The organism is Levilactobacillus cerevisiae (assembly GCF_003946245.1).
GTDB classification, from domain to species: Bacteria; Bacillota; Bacilli; order Lactobacillales; family Lactobacillaceae; genus Levilactobacillus; species Levilactobacillus cerevisiae.
The window spans coordinates 128,049-150,932 of the sequence record NZ_RHNN01000003.1 but is presented as its reverse complement, the minus strand read 5'-3'; the positions used below and the strand labels follow the sequence as shown (position 1 = coordinate 150,932).

Genomic DNA, 22,884 nt, shown 5'->3' with positions numbered 1-22,884 from the left:
TCAACATCAAGAACCATATCAGACTGGTTGCTTTGGGCTATCAACCGCCGATTGAGGGCAAGATTAAGCCTACTGAAGCCATCCGTGGCAGTCTGATCCAAACGATTAATAAAACGAGAAATGGTTGGCTGAGAAGCTAACTGATCGGTTCCTAAGCACAGCTTCAACGCTACATCTTTGGTAAGTGCCGTAATCATCGAATCATTTTGGTAACCGGCAATCTTTTGAAGTAAGAGCTGCGTTAGCAACTCAGAAAAACCATGTTTAGGTCGACAACGACTGTCTATTTGGGGTAAGAAGGATTTGATCATTTTATCAAAATCTATTTTTTGAAGAAATTCGGTCGTCAAAAATAGACCGGCATCATTGGTAAGTTGGGTACCATCATCACAAAAAGAGATTTTTGAATTGAAGTCTAAACCATGGTCTAGTATATTAGTCATTAGGAACTCCCCTTTGAATATTGTTTTGTGTGGTAACTTCACAATACCATTGTGGGGTTCTTTTTTAACCTTTTTTTGGTCACACCCGATGGGTGAGACCAAAAAAGCTAGAAAACCTCAGAGCCACAAAGGGCTGGTTGAGACTTTCTAGCTTACGGTGAATAATCCAGGCAGAAGCCTTTATCATGAATGTTAGAAATTCTTAAAACATGAGGAGACTAACATGACACGTATTAAATTGATTGCGACCGACGTTGACGGCACTTTCTTGAACACCCAACGCCAATTCAACCACACCCGCTTCGACCAGCAACTCACCCGCCTGGCAGCGGCCAACATTCATTTCGTCGTGGCCAGCGGCAATCACCTGGGCCATTTGGAAAAAGTTTTTGCGCCGAGTCCCCGCGTTCAGACCTTCGTTGCTGAAAACGGCAGCCTGATCGTTGACCACGGCCAGAAACTCTTGGAAACGGCCATCCCCGCCACGATTGTGACGCAAGTGGTAACCACCATCTTAGCCGACGACACGTTACGGCCACCGGTGCTCCGCCTATCTGGCAGCCACGGGACCTACATGAATCGGACCGACGAACCCGCGGACACGGCCACCCAAGATTATTTCTTCAACAATCTCGTCCGCGTTGACGACCTGACGCAGGTCCACGACACCATTTACAAGATCAACGGCGAATGGCCCAACGACAGTATCCAGCACGTCGCCAAGCGCCTGAATGCTCGTTTCCCGGGTCAAATCAACGCCATGGCCAGCGGCTTCGGCAGTATCGACATCGTGGCCGCCCACATGAACAAAGCCATCGGCCTGACCGAATTGGCCAAGACCTGGGACATCGCTCCCGCTGAAATTGCGGCCTTTGGCGACAACGATAACGACCGCGACATGTTGGCTCACGTTGGCCTCGGCGTTGCCATGCAGAATGGCACAGCTTCCGTCAAGGATGTCGCCAACCTGATCACCCCCGCCGACAATAATCACGACGGTGTGCTCGACGTCATTGATGCTATTTTAGCTGACGAAGTTTAAAACTAGCTAAACCATTCAACACATCATTTAGTCGGGGGCTGGGCGATTAGTCTTGCCACAACAAGCGGGCAATCAAGCGCCACATCTCGGGTGAGGCGTGTAACCGACCGTGCCCAATACCGGGAACGTGGTGTTCGTGATACGACAGCGAGCTGTCAGCCACCACTTGGCGTAAGGGGGTAATCTGGGTCACGGGAACTGAACCGTCCGTTAAACGGCCTGAGAGCGTCCCGTAGACGTTGTGGATCACCCCTGGACCCAGTTCACGCAAATCCGTTTCCGCCGCTTGAAGGCGCTGAAAAGCCACGTCAACGGGATGAGTTGCGTCACGTTCATCGACTGGTGCGCCCAACAAAACTAGCCGGTTGAGCCGAGGAACATCCCCGGCCGCCCCGTACAACAGTAAACTACTAACTGCAGCACTGCCACCCCACGAGTGCGCCACCAGATTATAGGCGGCCACGTGGTCGTGGCTTTTTAAATGCCGCAAAATCGCGGTGATCCAGTCGATCTGTTCCTGGTAATCTGGCGTGAACGAATGCTCAAACAACACCTGAATCAGCGGGTTGTCAGCTACCTGATCCCATTGACCAGCAAAATGGAGTCCCCCCCGGCGATCGACCGTCACCGTTAACACCTTGTGACCAAAACCAGCCCGAGCAAGCCAACGCAACAGACCATTATACGTCCACGCGTTGCCACCCCAGCCGGGGATAAAGAGGGTCGGTGTGGTCGTGTAAGCCACGTCGGTCCTGCGTTGCCGCAACGGTTCCGGCGGGGTCGCCTGGCGACTGGCCCAGCGATACCCGAACCAGCTCGCACCCAAAACAACTGGTAACCAACGTAATTTACGGTGCATACCGCATTCCTCCTTAAACTAATCCATTATGCCAGTTCTCTCAATTGCGTACAAGTGAAATTTTGTTCAGCGAACATTTATAACGTTGAATCATTGTGGCCGAAAATTCATCCGCATAAGTTCACCGTCTCTCAGCGAAAGAAACAGTCTCTGCGGCCCGTCTTGTGATTAGCCGCACCAATTGTTGCTTTTTATCCGAAATTCATTTGACAATTGTCCGGATAAAAATATATGATAGAGAAAATGAAAACGCTTCATAACAAAATAGAAATCGAGGACTTGCTATGCAAACTGCTACGAAACATTGGGACACCTACCAGGACGAAGCCGTCACTGAATACACGATCGAAAATGACAATGGGGTGAAACTCGCCATTCTTAGCTGGGGCGCCACGCTACACAAGTTAATGGTACCGACTGATAAGGGTGACAAGAATCTGGTGCTATCTTACCATAAGATGGCCGATTATCTAGATAATCCGTTCTACGTTTGCATGGGTATTGGCCGGACGGGTGGTCGAATTACCCGGGGCACCTTTGATTTAGGCGGTGAAACGGTCCACGTTGATGCCAACGAAGGGCAAAACACCTTGCATGGTGGGCCTCACGGTTTCAACACAGTCAACTGGGTCGGTGACCTCGACACGACGGATCCCGAAAAAGCACGTATCATTTTGACGCATACCTTTAAGAGCACGGACGATTCCTTCCCTGGTGATCTGACGGCCAAGATGATCTACAGTCTGGACAACCACGACCGCGTGACCTTGACGTTTGAAGCCACCAGTACGGCGCTGACCCTATTCAACCCAACGCTGCACGTTTACTTCAACGTTGGCGACGACCAGTTGATTGCCGGCCAAACGTTGCAGATCAACAGTCAGGAACACCTCGATCTCGATGGCGAGAAATTACCAACCGGTAAGATGGTTGCTAACGTGGGGACCCCGTACGACTTCGCAGACGGCCAGAACTTGGGTAAGGCCATCCGTGGACTCCAAGACATCCCCGAAAAAGGCTTCGACGACGTGTACCATGTGGTGCCCGGTACCGACGATACCATCGCGAAGTTGTCTGACCCGCAATCTAACCGCGCTGTAACCATCAAGTCCAAGCGGAATGGATTGGTGGTCTTCACCGCCAACTCCTTCACGTCCGACATGAAGCTGACGGTCGGTGCTGGCCAGCCTTACATGGGGATTGCGCTAGAAGCCCAAGGTCTCCCCGACTCACAGAACTTCCCAGCATTCGGCGACGTGAAATTGGCCCCTGGCGAGACGGCCCACGATGAAATTATTTATGACATCACTTACTAAAAACTAACGGGCGAGCTGGTGACAGCGCGTGTTGTTTAGCAAAGCAGGCTCCGACGATTGCTGGAGCCTGCTTTTTGTGATCTCTTCTCTGAAGAAACGACAAGTCGCTTTGATTGACAGCAAATCTGCACCTATGATACATTTGTAAAACGTAATTATTACTATCTAAATATAGAAGGAGCATTATTTATTCATGGCAAAAAAGTCTAAGATTGCAAAAGCAAAACGGATTGAAGCAACCGTTGAAAAGTACGCGGAACGCCGCGCAGAACTAAAGGCAGCAGGCGATTACGAAGCCTTGGCACTGTTACCCCGTGACGCCTCCCCAACCCGGATGCACCACCGGGACCACTTAGATGGCCGCCCACACGCCTACATGCGCAAGTTCGGCCTATCCCGCCTAAACTTCCGCCAGTTGGCCCATCAGGGACAGATCCCTGGGGTACGGAAGGCTAGTTGGTAGAGTGCGGAATGAGCCGCTTAGACTCTGAGCATTAGGGAGCCCCAGGGCTTCTGTTCGGCCTCGCCGGGCAGGAGTTCTGGGACTTTCTAAGCGGAGGAGTCTGGCTCGTGTAGCACGTTTCAGAGGCTGCCAGGACCGAGGTTAGTATCCATGTAGAACCAGTCAAACGGTCTAAAATAAGGTACACAGAAACGATGGGGTATTTTCTTAGCTGGGTTAAGCGCAGGAGTCTGCCCCGTGTAGCACGTTTCAGAGGCCGCATATTTCCGAACTATTCCGTGAAGAACCAGCCAAACGGGCCAAAGCAAGATAAGCTCAAAGGCAAGTACCACTAAAATTCACAACCCAAAAACAACCCACACCAACCCCTGCCCGCGGCTTCGTTTGACGTGGGTTTTTCCCTGCCGTAAACTAAACGTATTCTAGTCACCAAAGGAGAAACCCCATGTCAGAAATCTTAACAGTCATCCGCGACTTCACCGTCTACGGCAATAGCGACGACGCGCAAGCTCCCTACGGCTTAGACCTGCCCAAAATCAGCGTGCAATTCGTCGGCGTCAGTCCAGCCATGGCTTTTGACGTTCACAACCAGCCCAAGCTTGCCCGCGATAAGGAACGCCAACTTCGTAAAATTGAGACGGCTGTTCGCACCCAATTCGAAGACGCCATCGCTAATATGGGCGGAAACGACCTGGCCGCTAATTTACAAACGATGCAACGCCTGATCACGGCATTCAAAGAACAACTCGAAACCGACTTCCTTGTGAAGGACCAATTAGAACTTGAAAGCCTGACGACGAACGGCGAATGGCTGACCTATTGGGACGAAGACGCCTCATTGGTCAAAGCTAAGGAACTGCAACAAGATAATTTGCCACAAGACTTCTAAGCGCACAAAACGCCTACCAGCGTAAATGTTGGTAGACGTTTTTAATTTCCCTATTCCATCATCTGCTTGACGACCGCCGCACCTGAGATTCAGGGACTAACCGCCTTTCTAGCTGGCCGGCTGACCCAGACCATTCGCTAACTGGCCAGCACCAAAAAAGACCGAAATGTCGGGATTAACAATACAACAATTACCGATCAACAGCGTTGTCTACCTCTGACAGCTTACCGATTGCAAAATTCAAGCCGCAACACTGTATGCGACAGTACGTATGGCTCACTCACACCTACATTGGCGGCAGCAAATTATCATTAGCAAACGTTGCCAGCCCAGCGATAGTGACATCCATGTTATGTTGAAGAACAATCACAACCGGAGGAGGACAGAGATGCAGGCAGCTGTGTCGACGACGTTAGCTGAGCGATTTTCTCAGGTTACGTCGTGGGACGCGTTTGGAGACTGGCGGCTTTTGACAGGCTTCAAGCCGAGCCGGAGGACCGCTCCCCAGGCCGCAGGCGGTCCCCACAGCAGACGGAATTTCTGGCAGCCGCAGGTGGTAATTTCCAACAAATTTTGTGGACAGAATCTTCGTTAGCTGGTCTTCGCTTTGAACTTGCTTTGGATACAAAAACAGCCCCCACCAACAAAAGGTGAGAGCTGTTTGGCATAGCAATTTAAAATTCTATTCCGTAACTTCAGTGCTAAGGTTAACCTTTTCGCCAGCCACGTCAATCGTCAATGGTTCCCCACTGATCAGCTTGAAGTGTGGGCCGTCAGCGTGAACACTGACTTCAATCAGGCGACCGCGGAAGACTTGCCGGAAGCTGTAGCTCTTCCATTGCTTAGGCAGGAATGGGGCGAAATGCAGTTCGTTATCGCGAACCCGCATGCCAGCGAACCCTTGAACAACAGCAATCCAACCACCGGTCATGGCCGTGATGTGCAAGCCATCAACCGTATCGTTGTTGTAGTTGTCCAAGTCCAACCGCGCCGTCCGGTTGTACAGTTCAACCGCCTTGTCTTCGTAGTGCAAGTCGGCAGCCAAGACAGAGTGAATGGCTGGTGACAAGCTGGATTCATGGACCGTCAGTGGTTCGTAGAAGTCAAAGTTCGACTTCTTTTGTTCTGGCGTAAAGTCGTCGATGAAGTCCCAGATACCTTGAAGCACGTCCCCTTGCTTGATGTAAGGCGAACGCAGAATCTTGTCCCACGACCAGTTTTGGTTGATTGGGCGTTGCCCGTCTGGAATGGCACTGACGGGTTCGACGTCCTTGTCCAGGAAGCCATCGTGTTGCACGAAGATGTTTAGGTCCTTGTCGTAAGGCAGGTACATCCGGTCAACGATATCTTGCCACTTGGCCTTTTGGTCAGCGGAAATGTTGAGCTTCTTGGCCGTGTCTTTGTCGACTTGACCCAAGATTTCCAACGTGTACTTCAACGTCCATTGTGCCAGGATGTTGGTGTACCAGTTGTTGTCAACGTTGTTTTCGTATTCGTCAGGACCAGTGACCCCGTGGATCATGTACTGGTTGTTCCGCTTGCTAAAGTGTACCCGGTCAGCCCAGAATTTAGAAATTTCGGTCAAGACCTTGGCACCTTCGTGCAAGACGTAACTGGTGTCGCCCGTGTAACGGGTGTAATTGTAAATGGCGAAGGCAATGTCACCGTTCCGGTGAATTTCTTCGAAGGTGATTTCCCATTCGTTATGGCATTCGATCCCGTCGAAGGTCACCATTGGGAAGAGGGCACCGTCTAAGCCTTGTTCCTTGGCGTTGACGTAGGCACCGTCCAATTGCTTGTAACGGTACATCAACAGGTTGCGGGTAACTTCTGGATCCGTAATCCCCAGGTAAACGGGAACGGCGAAGGCTTCAGTATCCCAGTAGGTCGCACCACCATATTTCTCACCGGTGAACCCTTTAGGACCAATGTTCAACCGTGAATCTTCACCGTAGTAAGTGGAGAACAGTTGGAACAGGTTGAAACGAATCCCCTGTTGCGACTCATCGTCACCGTTGATGACCACGTCGGACTTAGCCCAACGTTGGCCCCAAATGGCCGTATGCGCGTTCAGGAGGTCTTCATAGGCAGACTTGGCAACCTTGTCACTGAGTTCGTGCATCGCACTGGTCAGCTTGTCTTGGGTGTCGTAATCCCGTGAAGTCACCACGATAACCCGCTTTTCCAATTCAGTGGTTGCTTGAGGGGCTAAACTACCCGCGTAAGCAGTGACCACTTCTTTGTCGTTGGGTTGGGTAACGGCCACGTTCTTCAGGTCAGTGACCGTCCGCATTTCCATGCCAGAAGTAAACTGTGGCGTACCAAATGGGTTTGGTGTCGTCTTGGCAACGACGCTCCCACTATCTTGGCCTTGTTCTGCAGCTAACACGTCCCAGAACCGTTCGTCATAGTTGGCTTCTTCATTTTTAACATCGGCGTCAATGCTTGGCTTGATGGTCACGTCAACACTGACGTCGCTCAAGTTCTTAACCGTGACCTTTTGAACGGAGAGTTCTTGTTGTGCAACACTCAAGAAACGTTGGAAGGTCAAGGCAACCTTAACGTCACCGCGCGTCACCGTGAAGGCCCGGTTCAAGATGCCCTTTTGCATGTCGAGATCCAAGGTGAAGTCGCTAAATGTATCCTTGGCTAAATCAACGGCTTGGCCATTGATTTCGATGGGTAATTTGATAAAGTTAACGGCATTGACAACCTTACCGAAGTACTTCGGATAACCGTTCTTCCACCAGCCGACACGCGTTTTGTCAGGATACCAGACACCACCCAAGTAAATGCCTTGGAGGGAGTCGCCGGAGTAGCCTTCTTCAAAGTCGCCCCGCATACCCATGTAGCCGTTACCTAAGCTAGTCATGGATTCCTGAAGCCGCTTGTCTTGGGGGTCAAAAGTATGGGTAATGACGTTCCAAGGTTGTACCTCAAAAATACGTTTCATGCTAAACATGTCTCCTTTTCAAAATGTTTGCGGTAAAAAACACATCATCGTTTAAATAAAAGGCAGCGAAGTGGTCAGCCGAAACGGTTAAGCCCCAGGGCTGCCTCCCGGTTGAAGTTGCCCAACCGGTTGTACGTACATTATAAGATTTATTAGCAGGGAACCCCAGCAGATACAATCATGGCATCCACTGAGTGCCTACGAAAGTGAAGCCCAACAAGCAATCAAGAAGCCTTGCCAGCTGGTTTAAACTGATGTCACCTGTTACGGCAACCCAACAGCCGTGAAGCTCTCACAAAGTTAAGCCCAACAAGCAATCAAGAAAGGTTACAAGCTGGTTTAAACTAATGTTAGCCGTGTGGGTGCTGTAAATGGGCCAAGCCGTGGGAGTTACTGCGCGGTCAGCGGAGTAACTGGCGCCTTTGAAACACGTGAATTTCGTGGTTCAAAGCGAGCTCGGAGACCGCCTTTTGGCTCCGGGCGTCCTGCCCACAGCGTTCCGGTCCCATTTTCAGCACCCGCTAAGGCGCTGCCAACATCCGTTTAAAACCCTAAGCCTTGTAAGTTTCCTTGATGGTGCCGACGGATAAGGCACCGATGGCCATGATAATCCCAGCTAACAAGAACATGTTGGCTTGAGCACCACCGAGCAGTGGGAACAAAGCGAAACTAGCCAGGGAAGCAACGATTTGTGGTAAGCAAATTGAACCGTTGAACAGGCCCAGGTAAGTCCCCATGTGGGCACCGGATAAGGCGTTGGTAACCATGGTCAATGGGTAAGTGTTCATCGCAGCCCAAGCAATCCCAACTAAGATGAATGAAATGATCAAAGCGTATTGGTTGTGAACGAAGAAGACGGAGATGAACCCAACGGCACCTAAGCCTAAACTACCAGCGTAACCCAATTTGTGAACACTGTTAGGCAATTTAGCCAAAACGTATGACCAAATAACAGCAGCGATAGATTGAACGGCGGCTAAGACCCCGTACCAGTTACCAGCAGCCTGGTAGCCAGCGGATGCGGCGTTGGTCGTGTGCCAAACATTAGAAGCAATGGCACCAGCGGAATAAGTCCACAGGTATTGGAAGGCAACCCAGCAGAAGAATTGAACTAAGGTAACGGTCCAGAAAACCTTTGGTGCTGACTTCAGTAACGTCCACCAGTTCCCACCTTCAGCGTTATCTTCCTTGGTGATCCCATGGTATTTCGCATAGGTATCTGGATCGTATTCATGGACCCGGAAGATAGTGAAGAGACTCGTGATGACTAACAGGACAGCCCCAACATAGAAAGCAACCTTAACTGTTGAAGGCACAACACCCTTGGAGGCCGTGTTAGCGATACCAATTGCGGCGAACAGGAATGGCAGGATGGCAGCTAAAACGGCACCCGTGTTGGATAAGAAACTTTGAATCCCGTAAGCGTAACTCTTTTGGTCATCGTTAACCATGTCCCCAACCATCATCTTGAATGGTTGCATCGCAATGTTAGAAGACAAGTCCAGGAAGGCAACGGTGATGGCACCGAACAGCAAAGCTGCTAGCGACGCATACCCGAAGCCCATACTCCCTGAGTTAGGCAACAGACACATAACAATGACGGCAACGATTGTCCCGAGTAACAGGTAAGGCAACCGCCGGCCACCCCATTTTGGTGCCCAAGTTCTGTCGGAATAGTACCCAACGATTGGTTGAACGATTAAACCAGCCAATGGTGGCAAAATGAAGAACCACCCTAAACTGTTCGGGTCAGCCCCAATAGTTTGGAAGATTCGACTCATTTGAGAACTTTGTAACGTGAAGGCCGTTTGAACCCCCAAGAAACCAAAGTTGATCATCCAAATTGTGCTGGCAGGGAGTTTTGGCAAGCCATTTTTCTTACTTGCGGCTTCCGCCGATGTATCTTCAGACGCAACATCTGACATATAAAAAACCTCCTCAAAATCTGCTTTTAAATAATTGCTGAAAACGATTACATGAATCATTATGGCACCGCTTTTATCTTTATGCAACCGTTTGCGCAAAACTTTTTGCAACTTTTTTGGACCGTTCCAGTTTTAAATTGGTGTGCGTGACAATCAAAAAAGGCTCGCTCACTGACTTTAGCGCCAGTTAAGTGAGTCTGAAAATTCTATTTGATTTCGTAGGGAATTCTAATTTGACCAGGCGTCGGTGTGTCCAATGGTTCCCGGTCGCTAAACAATAAGGCGACCGTCGCGGAACCCATTTTTTCCGGGAACAAGTTAATCGAATGCAAGTCAGCATCCGTCAATCCCACTGGTAGCGTGTGGTTGAAGCTGACGACTGGAAAGTTAGTGATGTGGTATTGTTCGCGCAACAAACGATAAAATTCGATGGCGTTGTAATCATCGGTTGCCATAATCCCATCGATTTCTGGATGTTGTTTGATGAACAACCGTGCGCGGTTAATTTCGCCCAACTTGCAGGTCAGTGGCTCCACGTTGAAGCTGGCAGCCACCCGCTCGTATCCCTGACGCCGCTGTTGCTCGAAGGCCCAATCGTGCGTGGACTCCACGAAGACCGGGTGCTTCACCTTCAGCTCGTTTAACAGGAAATTAGCGCCACCGATGCCGGCCTGCAGATTATCGTTGTCGACAAAGTAATCGTTGGCGTTGTCGGCCGGCTGGCCAATCGTGACGAATCGCAGATGGTGTTGGCGGAGAAAGGCTGCGATTGGATCATCGCGGTGCGCGTAAAACAGGACGAACCGCTTGATTTTTCCTTGGACGACCATTGATTTCACATTTTCCAACAGCTCATCGGCGGTCTTACTGATGGCGACTGACAGCACATAATGGCGCTGAAGCAGCTGGCCGTTGATTCCCCGTAGCAGGTCAATGTAGAAGGGATTTTCGGTTTGGCTGTGGTCAGACGTGGGGAAAACGACCCCCACGGCATTGGCCTCGCCCGCCGTTAAATTTTTGGCATTGTAATTGGGGAGGTACCCCTCCGCTTCAGCTAGCGCCTGGATGCGTTCCCGGGTCGCCTGGCTGATGCGCGGATTGTTGTTTAATGCCCGCGAGGCGGTTGAGACAGACACACCAGCCTTCGCAGCTATATCACGGATAGTTAACATCTTTTCATAGACTCCTTATGCTTTTACACTTACTCATTGGACTGGTTGTTATCAGCGCCTTACCGGGCGGTAAAAATAGATTGGAACGCTGTGGGCAGGACGGCCGAAGCCAAAGTGCGGTCTTCGGCCTTGCTTTGAACCGCCAAGCCCGCGTTTCAAAGTCACCATTCTTGGGTCGGCATTCTGCCGACTCAAGAATCCCACGGCTGAATCTATTTTTACCGCCCTCACGGCTCACACCGTCGTTCGCTGTTATAAAAGCTGGTCCTCACTCTAACCATGCCACCAAGCGCTAAACCAACAACAGTAGCGTTGAACCGACGTATCCAAAAATAAATGCGACTAAAGACTGTGAGAAAATAGCATTCATCAATCATCGAGAACACCAGCACTTGTAAACCAGCAACTCGGTCGATACGAAGCTATGTCCGGGCAGACGAATGTCTTAATGAAACCACCTTACCATAGAAACGACGGCATTGAAACTTTTTCCAGGTTTAACCGTTTGTGGCTTAACGGTTAAACCCTTGGTAATCACACAAAAAGTTCCAGCTCAGAAGTTTGTGCTGGGACTTAACTAATTCGGTATTTTGTTAGTCGACTTTCTTTTTCTTCGTCTTTTTCCGGCCGCCAACTGGCGTTAACCCGTTCTCGGGATTGAGTGGCAGCGTCGCCACGAACTGACTTCCTTGCGGCAAGTTGTCCTTGACCGTAATCGTACCGTGGTGCAGGCTGACAATCCATTGCGCAATTGACAAACCTAAGCCGTTTCCGCCAGTTTGCCGGCTACGAGACGTGTCGACACGGTAAAAGCGATCGAAAATCCGTTTGCGGTCGGCCTCTTTGATACCAATCCCCTGGTCGCCCACAATCAACTGCCACTTGCGGTTCACCAGTTTGGCTGACACCGTAATCGTACTACCCTTGGGCGAATACTTCATGGCGTTATCAATCAGAATATTCATCAATTGGTGAATCAGATTTTGATCGAGAATCGCCTTAAAGTCCGTGACTGGCAGTAATTCCAGCTTCTTACCCTGGCTAGCGGCGATTTCCGTGTAGGGTTCCACCGTGTGTTCCAGGAAGCCGGCCACGTGGGTGGTTTCAAAGTTCGTTTGCAGGGTATTGGAATCTGAGCGAGCCAACGCTAACAAGTCCTGGGTAAGCTTCTGTAGACGTTGACTTTCGCTACTGGCAATCGCAATGTTTTCTGCTTGATCAATAATTTTATCGTTCGGTTTCGTCAGGAGTAATTCCAATTTATTTTGAATAATCGTTAACGGCGTCCGCAACTCATGGGCAGCGTTGCCGACGAACTCCGTCTGCCGCCCCCACGACCGCAAGATTGGTCGCATGGTCAAGCGTGACATCCACATACTCATCAAGATTGACAGGAGCCAGAACACACCCATCGTAATCAACATGACCCGGGTAAACGTACTCATCGCTGCCTTTTGCGGATCAATATTTTCCATGATCAACAGGTACTTGCCGGCCACGCTCTGATCGGCATTGCTAGCGGGGACCTTAACCAACAATGTTCGGAAATTGTATTTGCCACTGACCGAAATAGTTCGGAGTTCACCACGTTGCGAAGTGTCCAACACAATATTTTTCAACGTGGAATACCGCGACCCCAGTTGGGCCTTATTTAAAATTTTACCGGCCGGACTAAAGATAACCGTTGTCGTCATAAATGGATGAATCGACGCGCGGTGCTGCGCCTGCTGGTTGCTCTGGGTCTGACCAAAGGGTTGCGTCGTTTGCCGCGGGGGTCCCGCTAAGCGTGCGCTCCGTTCCACCCGGAGTGTCTGATCGGTACTGGTCAGAATTGTCCGCCGAAACAGAACAAAGACAATGACTCCCAGCAAAACGAAAATGAGCGTGAACCCAATAAAACTGCTCCAAAACAAGCGCCACTGTTGGGCGCGATTAACTTTATTGCTCATCGGGGGCCTCCACGATGTACCCCGCATTCCGGATGGTCCGCAACGACAGGTCACTGCCGGCATTCTTCAATTCTTTCCGCAGGTTGCTCATATAGACTTCGACCACGGACAGGCTGGTCTCGGAATCAAAGCCCCACAACCGATTAAAAATCTGTTCCTTGGTGATAATCGTGCCGGGATTGGCCACCAAATAAGCTAACAGATCAAACTCACGGCCCTTCAATGTCAAAGGATCGCCGTTAAAGGTCGCTAAATGCTTGCCTGTGTTAATTTCCAACTGGCCGAGGGTAATGACGTCGGAGCTGTTTAAATGGCCTGTGCGTTTCAATAGGGCCTTCATGCGTGCCAGTAATTCCTCACGGTGAAACGGCTTGGTCACATAGTCATCAGCCCCATCATTGAAGCCCCGCAACTTATCGGCAATCGTATCCTTCGCGGTCAGAATCAACACTGGCGTCTTCACGCCCTTGTTCCGAATGTGCAACAGGAGATCCAACCCGCTTTCGCCAGGAAGCATCAGATCCAAAATGATGGCATCAAAGACACCCTGACTGGCCAAGAACTCACCCTGTTCACCGTCAAACGCGGTGGTGGTTTCACAGATTGGTGAGATTAATTCAACAATGTCCGCGGATAATTCCTTTTCATCTTCGACAACCAATACCTTCGCAGTAGTACTCAACGGGCATTCCTCCTAATATTTTTCTTTTTGTTGTTTGTTTTAAAACGAGATTGATATAACCAGCGCCTTGCCGGGCGGTAAAAATGTACTGGAACGCTGTGGGGAGGACGTCCAGAGCCTGAAAAGCGGTCTCTGAACTTGCTTTGAGCCTCTGAGGAACGAGTCTCAAAGGCACCATTTTCTGAGTAGACCACTCAGAAAATCCCACGGCTGAGTACATTTTTACCGCCCTATCGGCTGACATAGCGGGTGAACACCAAGTCGGAAAATTTAGGTGTACTCCCCGTCACTCTTCCTTGGGGTATCCTATTTTTTCTTTCCTGGGTTAGCTGTCAGGCCAACTCAGCTGCCTGGCTAAATTTTACCACATCTGGTGGTCAGGCCCGAGCTTTCTGCCAGAGCGCTAACACTTCTTAAGCAGGTGCTATAGCTGGCAACGGCTATTTTGAAAAAATGTTGCCAGCGTAAAGTCGTTGGCTCGCCTTGCTGGTTGCTTTGAGGCCAATTAAGCTTATACCCTACACCATTAACAATAACGCAACCTTAAGTTCTTTGATGGGACAGTTTGTTTAAGCTAGTCCGAATTGGCAAGTCCCCATCCGGATGGACGATCACCTAGAGTCCTGCCGTCGGTCGACTAAACCAGTGTCAGCCACGGGACTCGTGGAATGAATCAGCACCAATAAATTTAGTACACCTATGTCAGTGACCACAGGCGAGTCAAGGTGCCCAGCTGTGTCGATGGCATTAGCTGAGCGATTTCCTCAGCTTAGGCCATGGGACGACCTTGGAAACTCGCGGGTCTTGCGAGGTTTCAAGTCGAGGTGCAGGACCGCTCCTCAGGCCGGAACCGGGCCCCACAGCAGGACAACTTGAACTCGCCGGCGGGAACGGAAGTCGTCCACAGTCTAAGTTCTAAGCCTCCACCTACAGAAATCCAAATACCCGCCTGAAAACACAAAAAACACCCAGTAAGGACAAATCAAGTCTGCGGGCTAAACCAGCGTCAGCCGCAGGGCTGGTGAAAATGAGCCAAGCCGTGGGAATTGCCTTAGCGGCGGGAGCTTGGCCGCTTAGGCAATTGGTATCTTTGAGACGCGCCCCTAAGCGGCTCAAAGTAAGCCCGGAGACCACCCTTTGGCTCCGGGCGCCCGCCCACAGCGATCCGGTCTCATTTTCACCAGCCCGGAGGCGCTGTCCAAAACCAGTTTAACCCCAATGACTTGAGTTGGTTTCCTTACTAAACGGTAAGTTTTTGCCAAGTTTGGCACGTTCTTTGCGGCGAGCCGTAAATTTTGCGGTAAACTTTCCTCAAAGTAGTCTGCATGTTATTCTATTAATGTTAGACATTTGTTCGTCATCAACGGAGGGGTATTCATGAAGCAGCAACGACACACCCTTGCGGCCTTGAGAGTTAGCCGCTGGGTGTACGGGGGAGCATTTTTCATTCCTTTTATCATTCTGTGCTTAATCTTTTGGCACCTTAAGATTACACCGTTTGGGCCCCGGAACCTATTATTTAGCGATATGGGGACGCAATACGCGCCAATCCTAGAAAATTTACGTGCCACGATTTTACACGGTCAATTTCACTTATTTTCATTTTCACTGGGTTCTGGTAGCGGAATTATTCCCCTACTAACGTACTACGTGATCAGTCCGTTTAACCTTTTGATCTTCCTGTTTTCTGCGACAAAACTGCCGATTGCGATTACCTGGATTATCATTTTAAAAATTAGTACGATTGGGCTGACCATGGCTATTTTCATGCGTCACGCCTTCTTGAAGAGTGGCTGGTCAATGCTGCTGTTCACCACGGCGTTTAGTCTCTGTGGCTTCGTCAGCATGTATTTCTACGACATGATGTGGCTCGACTCACTGATCTGGTTACCCTTGGTCGCCTTGGGACTGCATCGACTGGTCAGCCTTCACCGCTACGGCTTATACACGGTCAGCTTGACGGCGACGATTATCAGCAATTACTACATGGGTTATATGACTTGCCTGTTCTCAGTAATGTACTTCATCTATTTAATCGTTGAACATCAACCAACCGCCACGCCATTCAAGACTGTCTGGCACATGCATTGGCCAGCGATTCGCCAATTTACGATTGGGTCGCTGCTGGCTGGCGGGATGTCGATGATCGTTCTGATTCCAACGGCTAAGGGCATGCTGTTGACGGGAAAGAGTAACTTCTTCCTCAACAACTACCTGCCGACACCAATGTTCGGTCCGGAAGTTTTGGCCCAATTCGGCCCCGGCACCAGTAATTACATGTCGCACCTGTACCACGCGCCGTCCCTTTTCATGGGCACGCTGATGTTTCTGTTGCTCATCGTTTACTTCGTTTCGCCCCAAATTCATGCGGTGGAAAAGAAGCGGACAATGTGGCTCCTAATTGTCATGGGCCTCGGCCTGTTCATCACACTGTTCAACACGGCTTGGCACATGTTCCAACAACCAGCCGGCTTCCCGTACCGTAACGTCTACTTTTTCACGTTCTTGGCATTAACCACGGCCTACCGCGCTTGGCAAACGCACCCGTCTCAGTCCATGAACGATCCGCAAAAGGTGCTTGCCTTCGTGTGGGGCGCTGGCCTGTTGATTATCGGTTTTCTGAGTGCGCAAGTCATCCCCGTCGTTTGGGATCACCTGCTACCCAGCTACAACCATGATCTATACATCATGAGTCAACCTAATTTCCACTTGCTGTGGCCAGCACTGGGTCTGTTGCTACTCAACACCATGTTGGTCTTCATTAGTGAATGGCGACCGGTACGGTTAGGCCTGCTGGGCCTGCTGATTTCGGTTGAATTGGGTGGCAACTTCCTCCTGGCAACCCGCGGGATGGAATGGGGCAACCAGCCGAAATTTGAAAAGGCCTTTGATAAGGATACGAAGATTTTAGACAAGATTACCGCAAGCAAATCGAAGCCGAACCTGCACCGAATTGACTATAGTCATTCGGCGATTGGGGAAGCCTATGACGGCGTTTATAATCACTACAACGACCCGGTTATGTACAACTACGCGGGCATCAGCTCCTATAGTTCCACGCTGGTTGAGCAGGCGCGGGTCTTCCAACACGACCTGGGCTACTTCAGTCCGAACGTCCGCCGGATCAGTTCCCAGGGCTATTCGCACTTAACGGATACCTTGATGGGTGTCAAATACCGGCTGAACGCATCGAATGCCGAACCCGTTAATTTATTGGATTCGTACGCGGGTATTGGGTTTGCGGTACCGAAGAAGCTGGGCAAACTCCAGCTAGACGACCAAGCGGCAATGATTAATCAACAACGCATCTTAGCCGCTTTAGGAGCTAAGAAGAACACGCTGTCACCCGTCGACGTTTTGAAAGTCACGACGCACCGGGCGACGGAAAAGGATATGAAACGGGTATCCAAGTCCACCGAGATTCCGGGCCAACGTTTCGTTCAGACCTTTAAGATTCGGGTCACGGCGACCGGCCTATTGCACGCCTACTCACCGGCCAACGCAATCGTGTACTCCAGTCTGGCAGTCAACGGTCGCTCGGTTAAGCCCATGATTAAGGCAGACGGCTATCGTTATTTGATCAAGCTGGGACAATTTACCAAGGGCGACGTCATCAAGGTGAGCTATCTCACCCAGCAGCCATTGGGTGGCTACACCAACCAGTTTGCGTCATTGAATCAGAAACGCTACATCAAGTTGGTCGACAGTTTGAAACAGCAACGCCTCAAGCTACGGGCCAACAGCGGTGTGACCTGGTTGTCCGGTGACGTGACTGGTACGAAGCAGCGGTCACTCCTCTACCTGTCGATTCCCGATACACCGGGATGGACAGCAACGGTCAACGGCAAGCCGGTCGCCATCAAGTCGGCGATGCACGCGCAATCCCTGATTCCAGTTCGCCAGAACTACAAGGGTATGATTGGTGTGCCGTTGCAACAGGGAAAGAACCACGTGGTCTTGTCGTACACGACGCCGGGATTGAAGCTTGGCATGGTCATCAGTCTGGCCAGTTTCGCCGTCTTCATCCTCCTGTGGTTTACCGTGGAATGGCAACGACCATTGAGAAAACGTGAACGAGATTTGAAAGAGGAACGTCATTTTTAACAGAGTGGGACAGAGGGCACTTAGCTGGTGAACATTTGGCTGTCAGTTTTAAGCGGAGCCAGTTGCCTTCTGTCGCGCGTTTCAGCAGTATAGACTTAGAGATGCAAAGGGCGTCTGGGACTTTTGTCCCAGACGCCCTTTTTGTCGTTTTATAACAAAGCTAATAAGTAATGAATCGTGCCATTTTCTAAAATGATAAACGCCCCTAACCCGATGTAAATCACGGAGATGACCCAGCGATTGTAACGCTCAATGAAATCGCCCACTCCGGGTAGGCAGGAAATTTTCTGCGCCGTGAAGACCAGCAGGTAGATCATGATAAGAAAGACGATCAATGTCACCGTGAGTTCGCGCAGATTCAGCGTCACGAAGTACGGCACAAACAAGCCGATGTTATCCGCTCCACAGCTTCCCAGCGTGACAATTGCCACGGTTTCGGTCAGCTTGCTGAGGCCCTTTGTGTTGAGTCGTTCTTTGGCCCGGTCCTCTCCGCTGTCCGCGACGAACCATACCCGAATCCCAAAGTAAATCGGAATCAGTCCCAGCAAGCCTAGCAGCCATTTTTCGGGCACATAATGTAGCACGAAGGCAAAAAACAAACTCATCAAAATCAACGCGACCGACCCGATGTACTGGCCCAGGTAGATGTCAAAGTATTGGCGCTTGTCCTTGACGTGGGCGAAGTAAATCAGGAGGATGACGAGCAGGTCGACAGCCGTGGCGGTGTACAGCAAAATGGCGGTGAGGATGGTCTGGAACATGACGGGCACTCCAATCTGTAGTGAAAGCTCTTACATTTGCAGTGTATCATATTTTGGAGTGGCGACAAGTAGGCAATTCCCTAAGCTAGTCGAAAATCAGTGGGTAGTTGGCGGGATTGCAGTGATTGTGGGCGATGTCTCAATATCAGGAAGCACGAAAAAATCGTGAGCAACCACCTTCACCCAAATCGGGTCGTGGTTCCGCACGATTATTTTTTATCACGTTATTAAGAATCGAAGTCAGAGAAGCTGAACGAAACCAGTGTCACCCGGAAACGCAAATTGACTAATAAGCCAAATGAGCCATTAAAAACCAGAGAAGCATCCAAGACCAGCTGAACTACGCCAGTGTCAGCCGCAGGGCGATTGAAAATGGGCTCAGCCGGGGATTTTCATGAGCGCTTTCCTCAGGAAAATGGTGACTTTGAGACGCGTTTTCCAGCGGCTCAAAGCAAGCCAGGAGACCGCACTATGGCTCGTGGCGTCCTCCCCCAGCGTTCCAGCCCAATTTTCAATCGCCCGGAAACGCAAATTGACTAATAAGCCAAATGAGCCATTAAAAACCAGGGAAACATCCAAGACCAGCTGAACTACGCCAGTGTCAGCCGCAGGGCGATTGAAAATGGGCTCAGCCGGGGATTTTCATGAGCGCTTTCCTCAGGAAAATGGTGACTTTGAGACGCGTTTTCCAGCGGCTCAAAGCAAGCCAGGAGACCGCACTACGGCTCGTGGCGTCCTCCCCCAGCGTTCCAGCCCAATTTTCAATCGCCCGGAGGCGAAAGACAGCTGAGTGTTATTCAGCCTGGCGGACTTTGGAGCGGTCGACGTCCGCGTGGTGCACCTTGTTCATCGTCCACCGCAACAGGAACGGTGCCAACAGCGTAGCCACAATAATTGCCGCCACAATCGCCGAATACCGAACGGGCGACATCAATTTAGCCGTGTACCCAATCTGCGCGATGATCAACGCCATTTCACCCCGCGAGACCATCCCGGCGCCCACGGCATTGGCGCTGGCCCAAGAAAAGCCAGCCATTTTAGCCCCACTACCAGCGCCAATTAATTTGGAAAGCACGGCAACGATAGTCAGGACGACGATGAAACCTAGCTGCTTGCCCAACCCGTTAAAGTCCATGTTCAGACCGATGCTGACGAAGAAGACGGGAATAAACAACGCGTAGCCCACTGGTTCAATGTGCCGATCGACCGTAGAACGCGCCGTGGTTTGCGAAATGGCGATTCCAGCGAAGAAGGCCCCGACAACGTCGCTCAAGCCAACTAATTCAGCCAGATAGGCCATTCCGAAACACAAAATGATGGCCATCAGCGTGGGTCCCATCGGAATCATCAGCCGTTCGCCAATCTTGGCCATGTAAGGTGCCAGCCACCGAACGACGAAGTAGATTGCGGCGAAATAAATAATCTGTTCAATCGTCGTTAGTAAAAGACTGCTGGATTGCGCAGCGCTTTCGCCAACAGCGGTCCCGGTCGTGCTGACCAGCACACTTAAGATCACCACCGCCAACACGTCGTCAACGACGGCCGCTCCCAGGATGGTGGTTCCTTCACGACTGTTCAGCGCGTTCATTTCCTTCAGAACTTCAACGGAAATGGACACCGACGTTGCCGCAAAGATCACACTGATAAACAAACTCTCCGTGGTACCCAAGTTGTAGGCCATTCCCACCGCGTAGGTTCCGATGACGGGAATCAACACCCCCATCAGGGCCACCAACACACTAGGTTTCAGGTAGCGTTTTAACAATTGCAAATCACTTTCAAGACCGGCAATAAACATTAAAATAATGACACCGATATCAGCAAAACTTTCCAGCGAATGCGACAACGAAATCCAACCGAGTAAAGCCGGTCCCACCAAGACACCGACCAACAATTGGCCAATAACGGCGGGGATTCCAATACGCGTACAGTAATGGCCGACCACCGTCGTTGCCAGTAAAATTAGCGTTAAATCTTTTAATAGTTCCACAAGTTTCCTCCCTTTGCACGAAAAAAACGGCCGCTTCAAAATGGCCCCCCCAACCCAAGGAGGACGCCGTTCTTGAAAGCAGTCGCTTCAACCATCTCACATTCATATTTCATACAGTATACTAGAAAACCGCCTCATCCGCAACACAGACGCTTGCCAACCCGTACCCACGTTCTAGCCGGCTGAAAAAAATACAAACTTAATTACCCATTTAAGGGTCAATCGTGGTAAACTAATAACGATTGTGAGGTGACACGTGTGAAGTGGCTTGAATCTAATTTAGTCGTGATCTTTTGGTCCGTTATCTTTGGCGAAGTTATTGGTTATATCGGCGGTACGCTGAAACAAATGACCTGGGAACCCATGAAAATTGGGATTTGGATGGCAATTATCGCTGTGATCGCGGTCAACGGGATTGCGCTACTTAGCCGTGACGACCAAGCTTCCAGTGAGAAATAGTTCACGTTAAGCATGATCGATTAACTGAGCCTTGGCAAATGCTAAGGCTTTTTTCAGTTGTCAAAAGCGCCTGGGATAGACTTCCAGGCGCTTTTGTTATCTCTAAGTATTAATGTGTCCGTACATAGGTCATCGACTGCCCATTAAAAGACCAGGTCAACGCAGCATGTTGTTGATAACTGGTGCGTTGTAGATGGTTGAACGCCCCCACCTGCATGCCCCCAGCAATCTGAAAGACCGAAATGGCATTCTTGGTGTGACTGACGCCTAAGTTCTGGCCCGCGTATGAGCCAAACTGACTTTTAAAGGACCGCGCTGTGATGGTTATCTGACTATTCTTCTTAGCTGACCAAGTCGCGTGCTTGAGCTGCCAGGTTCCCCGGTAGGCTTGTGGGATTTCCTGATAGACGCCCTGGGCCGCGACTGTTGCTGGTGCCTGGACAACTGTGTTTGCCCCCAAACCTAAAGCAGCCACAGCGATTGTCGTCATGAACATTTGCTTTAACATGCTATCCACTCCCCTCATCGTTTATCCTATCACGAACGATGATTTTCACGGGTGTGCAACCGTTAATTAGCAAACATACCTAACGAGACTAGCCTTTAACATAGTAGGCTGTTTGGGCATCAAATGTCCACTTCAACGCTGCTTTGTTCTTGTAACGCGTCCGCTGGAGATTATTGAACTCGCCCACTTGCTGGCCCCCAGCAATCTGAAAAAGTGAGACGTGTTTCTTAGCCACGTGAACGCCGAGTTGCTTGCCCTTGTAGGAACCGAAGGCACTCTCAAATGACCGCGCCTTAATTTTGATGGTACCGCCCTTTTTCACTTTCCAGGTGGCGTGTTTCAGGTGCCAAGTTCCCCGGTAACGCTTCGGAATCTTCTGGTACACACTCTGTGCAGCAGCTGGTTGCGCAGGCTGAACGAGTCCCTCAAAGCCGAGTCCCAATGCACTAACGGCTAAAATGGTAATCACTTTATGGCGTAACATATTATCCGCTCCCTTCATCGTTAATATTATCACTAACTGGTGGCTTCTCAGTAATTAATGCCCAAGCATTTAACCATGCAACCGAAAATATGCCGAAAAAAAGTCTGGAACAAAATACCAGACTCGTTAGTCTCTCGACATGTATGTTGTTGAAGCGCGCGACCAAGTGCAACTGACGCCACTTAAGCCAGCTAACCACCCTTGCCATTTCAAATGTTTTCTTCCGCCCGAATCTGGTTCTTAATCCCGTTCATGTCCTCGTCCAACTGGCGGACCAGTTCGGCCTTCGCCACTAACTCACGGCGTAATTCGTCTTGGTGTTTCACATTTTTCTTATAACTCAATTCATGTTCCAGGGACGCCCAAAAATTCATGGCAATCGTCCGAATCTGCACTTCAACCGTGACTTCTTTCATGCCGGCCGCCAAAAACACCGGCACGGCCAAAATCAGATGGAGGCTCCGGTAGCCATTGGGCTTGGGATTGGCCACGTAGTCCTTGCGTTTCAAGACGCGGATGTCGGGCTGCTTCTCCAACCGGCGTTCCATGGAGAGAATATCATCTTCGAAGCGCACAATGATGCGGATCCCGGCGATATCGTGCATTTGCCCAGGTAAAGTCTCGAAATTAAAATCCAACTGCTTCCGTTGCACCTTTTCTAAAATACTCTCGGGCGATTTGATCCGCGACTGGAGGCTGTCCACTAGGGTGTGGCCATTTTGAATCTGATACTCCTGATCCAGGTAATGAATCTTGGTCTCCACCACCTGCACGGCACTCCGATAATTCAACATCAACGCTCGAAACTGATCGATGGCCTTTAACGAAGTCGGGTCATTCGGAAACTGAGCCGGTAAATTCTGGGAAATATTTTCGTTAGCCATT

Annotated in this window: 18 protein-coding genes; 6 read left to right on the top strand and 12 right to left on the bottom strand. The window is 50.4% G+C overall.

Annotated elements, in window-relative coordinates; all coding sequences use genetic code 11:
• The coding region (locus EKM99_RS02205) for a transposase (protein WP_191983289.1) at nt 1–443 on the bottom strand (443 nt) is incomplete at its 3' end.
• A 223-nt stretch (nt 444–666) separates the two neighbouring features.
• Between EKM99_RS02205 and EKM99_RS02200 the strand changes: the two genes are divergently transcribed.
• Nucleotides 667–1,485, top strand: coding sequence for a Cof-type HAD-IIB family hydrolase (locus tag EKM99_RS02200; RefSeq protein ID WP_125580487.1), 819 nt, complete (start codon nt 667–669; stop codon nt 1,483–1,485).
• Nucleotides 1,486–1,531: 46 nt separating this feature from the next.
• Here the strand turns inward: EKM99_RS02200 and EKM99_RS02195 are convergent, their stop codons facing one another.
• Complete coding sequence (locus tag EKM99_RS02195) at nt 1,532–2,344, bottom strand: alpha/beta hydrolase (protein WP_125580485.1); 813 nt, start codon at nt 2,342–2,344, stop codon at nt 1,532–1,534.
• Between the two features lie 284 nt (nt 2,345–2,628).
• On the opposite strand from EKM99_RS02195, the gene EKM99_RS02190 reads away from it, so the two are divergent.
• The 3 genes from EKM99_RS02190 (at nt 2,629) to EKM99_RS02180 (ending at nt 5,012) form a co-directional block, all read left to right on the top strand.
• Entirely contained in the window at nt 2,629–3,660 is a 1,032-nt protein-coding gene (locus EKM99_RS02190) for an aldose epimerase family protein (protein ID WP_125580483.1), read from the top strand.
• A gap of 193 nt (nt 3,661–3,853) precedes the next feature.
• Nucleotides 3,854–4,123, top strand: coding sequence for a 30S ribosomal protein S14 (rpsN, locus tag EKM99_RS02185; protein WP_125580481.1), 270 nt, complete (start codon nt 3,854–3,856; stop codon nt 4,121–4,123).
• Between the two features lie 445 nt (nt 4,124–4,568).
• A complete protein-coding gene (locus EKM99_RS02180; protein ID WP_125580479.1) occupies nt 4,569–5,012 on the top strand; it encodes a hypothetical protein in 444 nt (147 codons plus the stop codon).
• Nucleotides 5,013–5,694: 682 nt separating this feature from the next.
• Here EKM99_RS02180 and EKM99_RS02175 read toward each other — a convergent pair.
• The 5 genes from EKM99_RS02175 to EKM99_RS02155 form a co-directional block, all read right to left on the bottom strand.
• Nucleotides 5,695–7,965 (bottom strand): glycoside hydrolase family 65 protein, encoded by a 2,271-nt coding sequence (locus EKM99_RS02175; RefSeq protein WP_125580477.1) that lies wholly within the window; start codon nt 7,963–7,965, stop codon nt 5,695–5,697.
• Between the two features lie 551 nt (nt 7,966–8,516).
• Complete coding sequence (locus EKM99_RS02170; RefSeq protein WP_125580476.1) at nt 8,517–9,890, bottom strand: SLC45 family MFS transporter; 1,374 nt, start codon at nt 9,888–9,890, stop codon at nt 8,517–8,519.
• Nucleotides 9,891–10,096: 206 nt separating this feature from the next.
• Complete coding sequence (locus EKM99_RS02165; RefSeq protein WP_125580474.1) at nt 10,097–11,062, bottom strand: LacI family DNA-binding transcriptional regulator; 966 nt, start codon at nt 11,060–11,062, stop codon at nt 10,097–10,099.
• A gap of 593 nt (nt 11,063–11,655) precedes the next feature.
• Complete coding sequence (locus EKM99_RS02160) at nt 11,656–13,011, bottom strand: sensor histidine kinase (RefSeq protein ID WP_125580472.1); 1,356 nt, start codon at nt 13,009–13,011, stop codon at nt 11,656–11,658.
• Nucleotides 13,001–13,693: a response regulator transcription factor gene (locus EKM99_RS02155; protein WP_125580470.1), complete on the bottom strand. Its 693-nt coding sequence runs from the start codon at nt 13,691–13,693 to the stop codon at nt 13,001–13,003. Before EKM99_RS02155 ends, EKM99_RS02160 begins: the two co-directional genes overlap by 11 nt.
• A gap of 1,377 nt (nt 13,694–15,070) precedes the next feature.
• On the opposite strand from EKM99_RS02155, the gene EKM99_RS02150 reads away from it, so the two are divergent.
• Nucleotides 15,071–17,797, top strand: coding sequence for a YfhO family protein (locus EKM99_RS02150; protein ID WP_125580468.1), 2,727 nt, complete (start codon nt 15,071–15,073; stop codon nt 17,795–17,797).
• Nucleotides 17,798–17,946: 149 nt separating this feature from the next.
• On the opposite strand, the gene EKM99_RS02145 is transcribed toward EKM99_RS02150, so the two are convergent.
• A complete protein-coding gene (locus EKM99_RS02145) occupies nt 17,947–18,558 on the bottom strand; it encodes a CadD family cadmium resistance transporter (RefSeq protein WP_125580466.1) in 612 nt (203 codons plus the stop codon).
• A gap of 793 nt (nt 18,559–19,351) precedes the next feature.
• Complete coding sequence (locus EKM99_RS02140) at nt 19,352–20,548, bottom strand: cation:proton antiporter (RefSeq protein WP_125580464.1); 1,197 nt, start codon at nt 20,546–20,548, stop codon at nt 19,352–19,354.
• A gap of 258 nt (nt 20,549–20,806) precedes the next feature.
• Between EKM99_RS02140 and EKM99_RS02135 the strand changes: the two genes are divergently transcribed.
• Nucleotides 20,807–21,007 carry a YjzD family protein gene (locus EKM99_RS02135; RefSeq protein ID WP_125580462.1) on the top strand — a complete coding sequence of 67 codons (201 nt, stop codon included), beginning with the start codon at nt 20,807–20,809 and terminating at the stop codon, nt 21,005–21,007.
• Nucleotides 21,008–21,116: 109 nt separating this feature from the next.
• Here EKM99_RS02135 and EKM99_RS02130 read toward each other — a convergent pair whose 3' ends face one another.
• The 3 genes from EKM99_RS02130 to EKM99_RS02120 form a co-directional block, all read right to left on the bottom strand.
• Nucleotides 21,117–21,515, bottom strand: a complete 399-nt coding sequence (locus EKM99_RS02130) for a hypothetical protein (protein WP_125580461.1) — start codon at nt 21,513–21,515, stop codon at nt 21,117–21,119.
• An 88-nt stretch (nt 21,516–21,603) separates the two neighbouring features.
• Nucleotides 21,604–21,999 (bottom strand): hypothetical protein, encoded by a 396-nt coding sequence (locus tag EKM99_RS02125; RefSeq protein ID WP_125580459.1) that lies wholly within the window; start codon nt 21,997–21,999, stop codon nt 21,604–21,606.
• A 209-nt stretch (nt 22,000–22,208) separates the two neighbouring features.
• On the bottom strand, nt 22,209–22,883 hold the full coding sequence (locus EKM99_RS02120) for a GTP pyrophosphokinase (protein WP_125580457.1): 675 nt from the start codon (nt 22,881–22,883) through the stop codon (nt 22,209–22,211).
• Nucleotide 22,884: the final 1 nt, after the last annotated feature.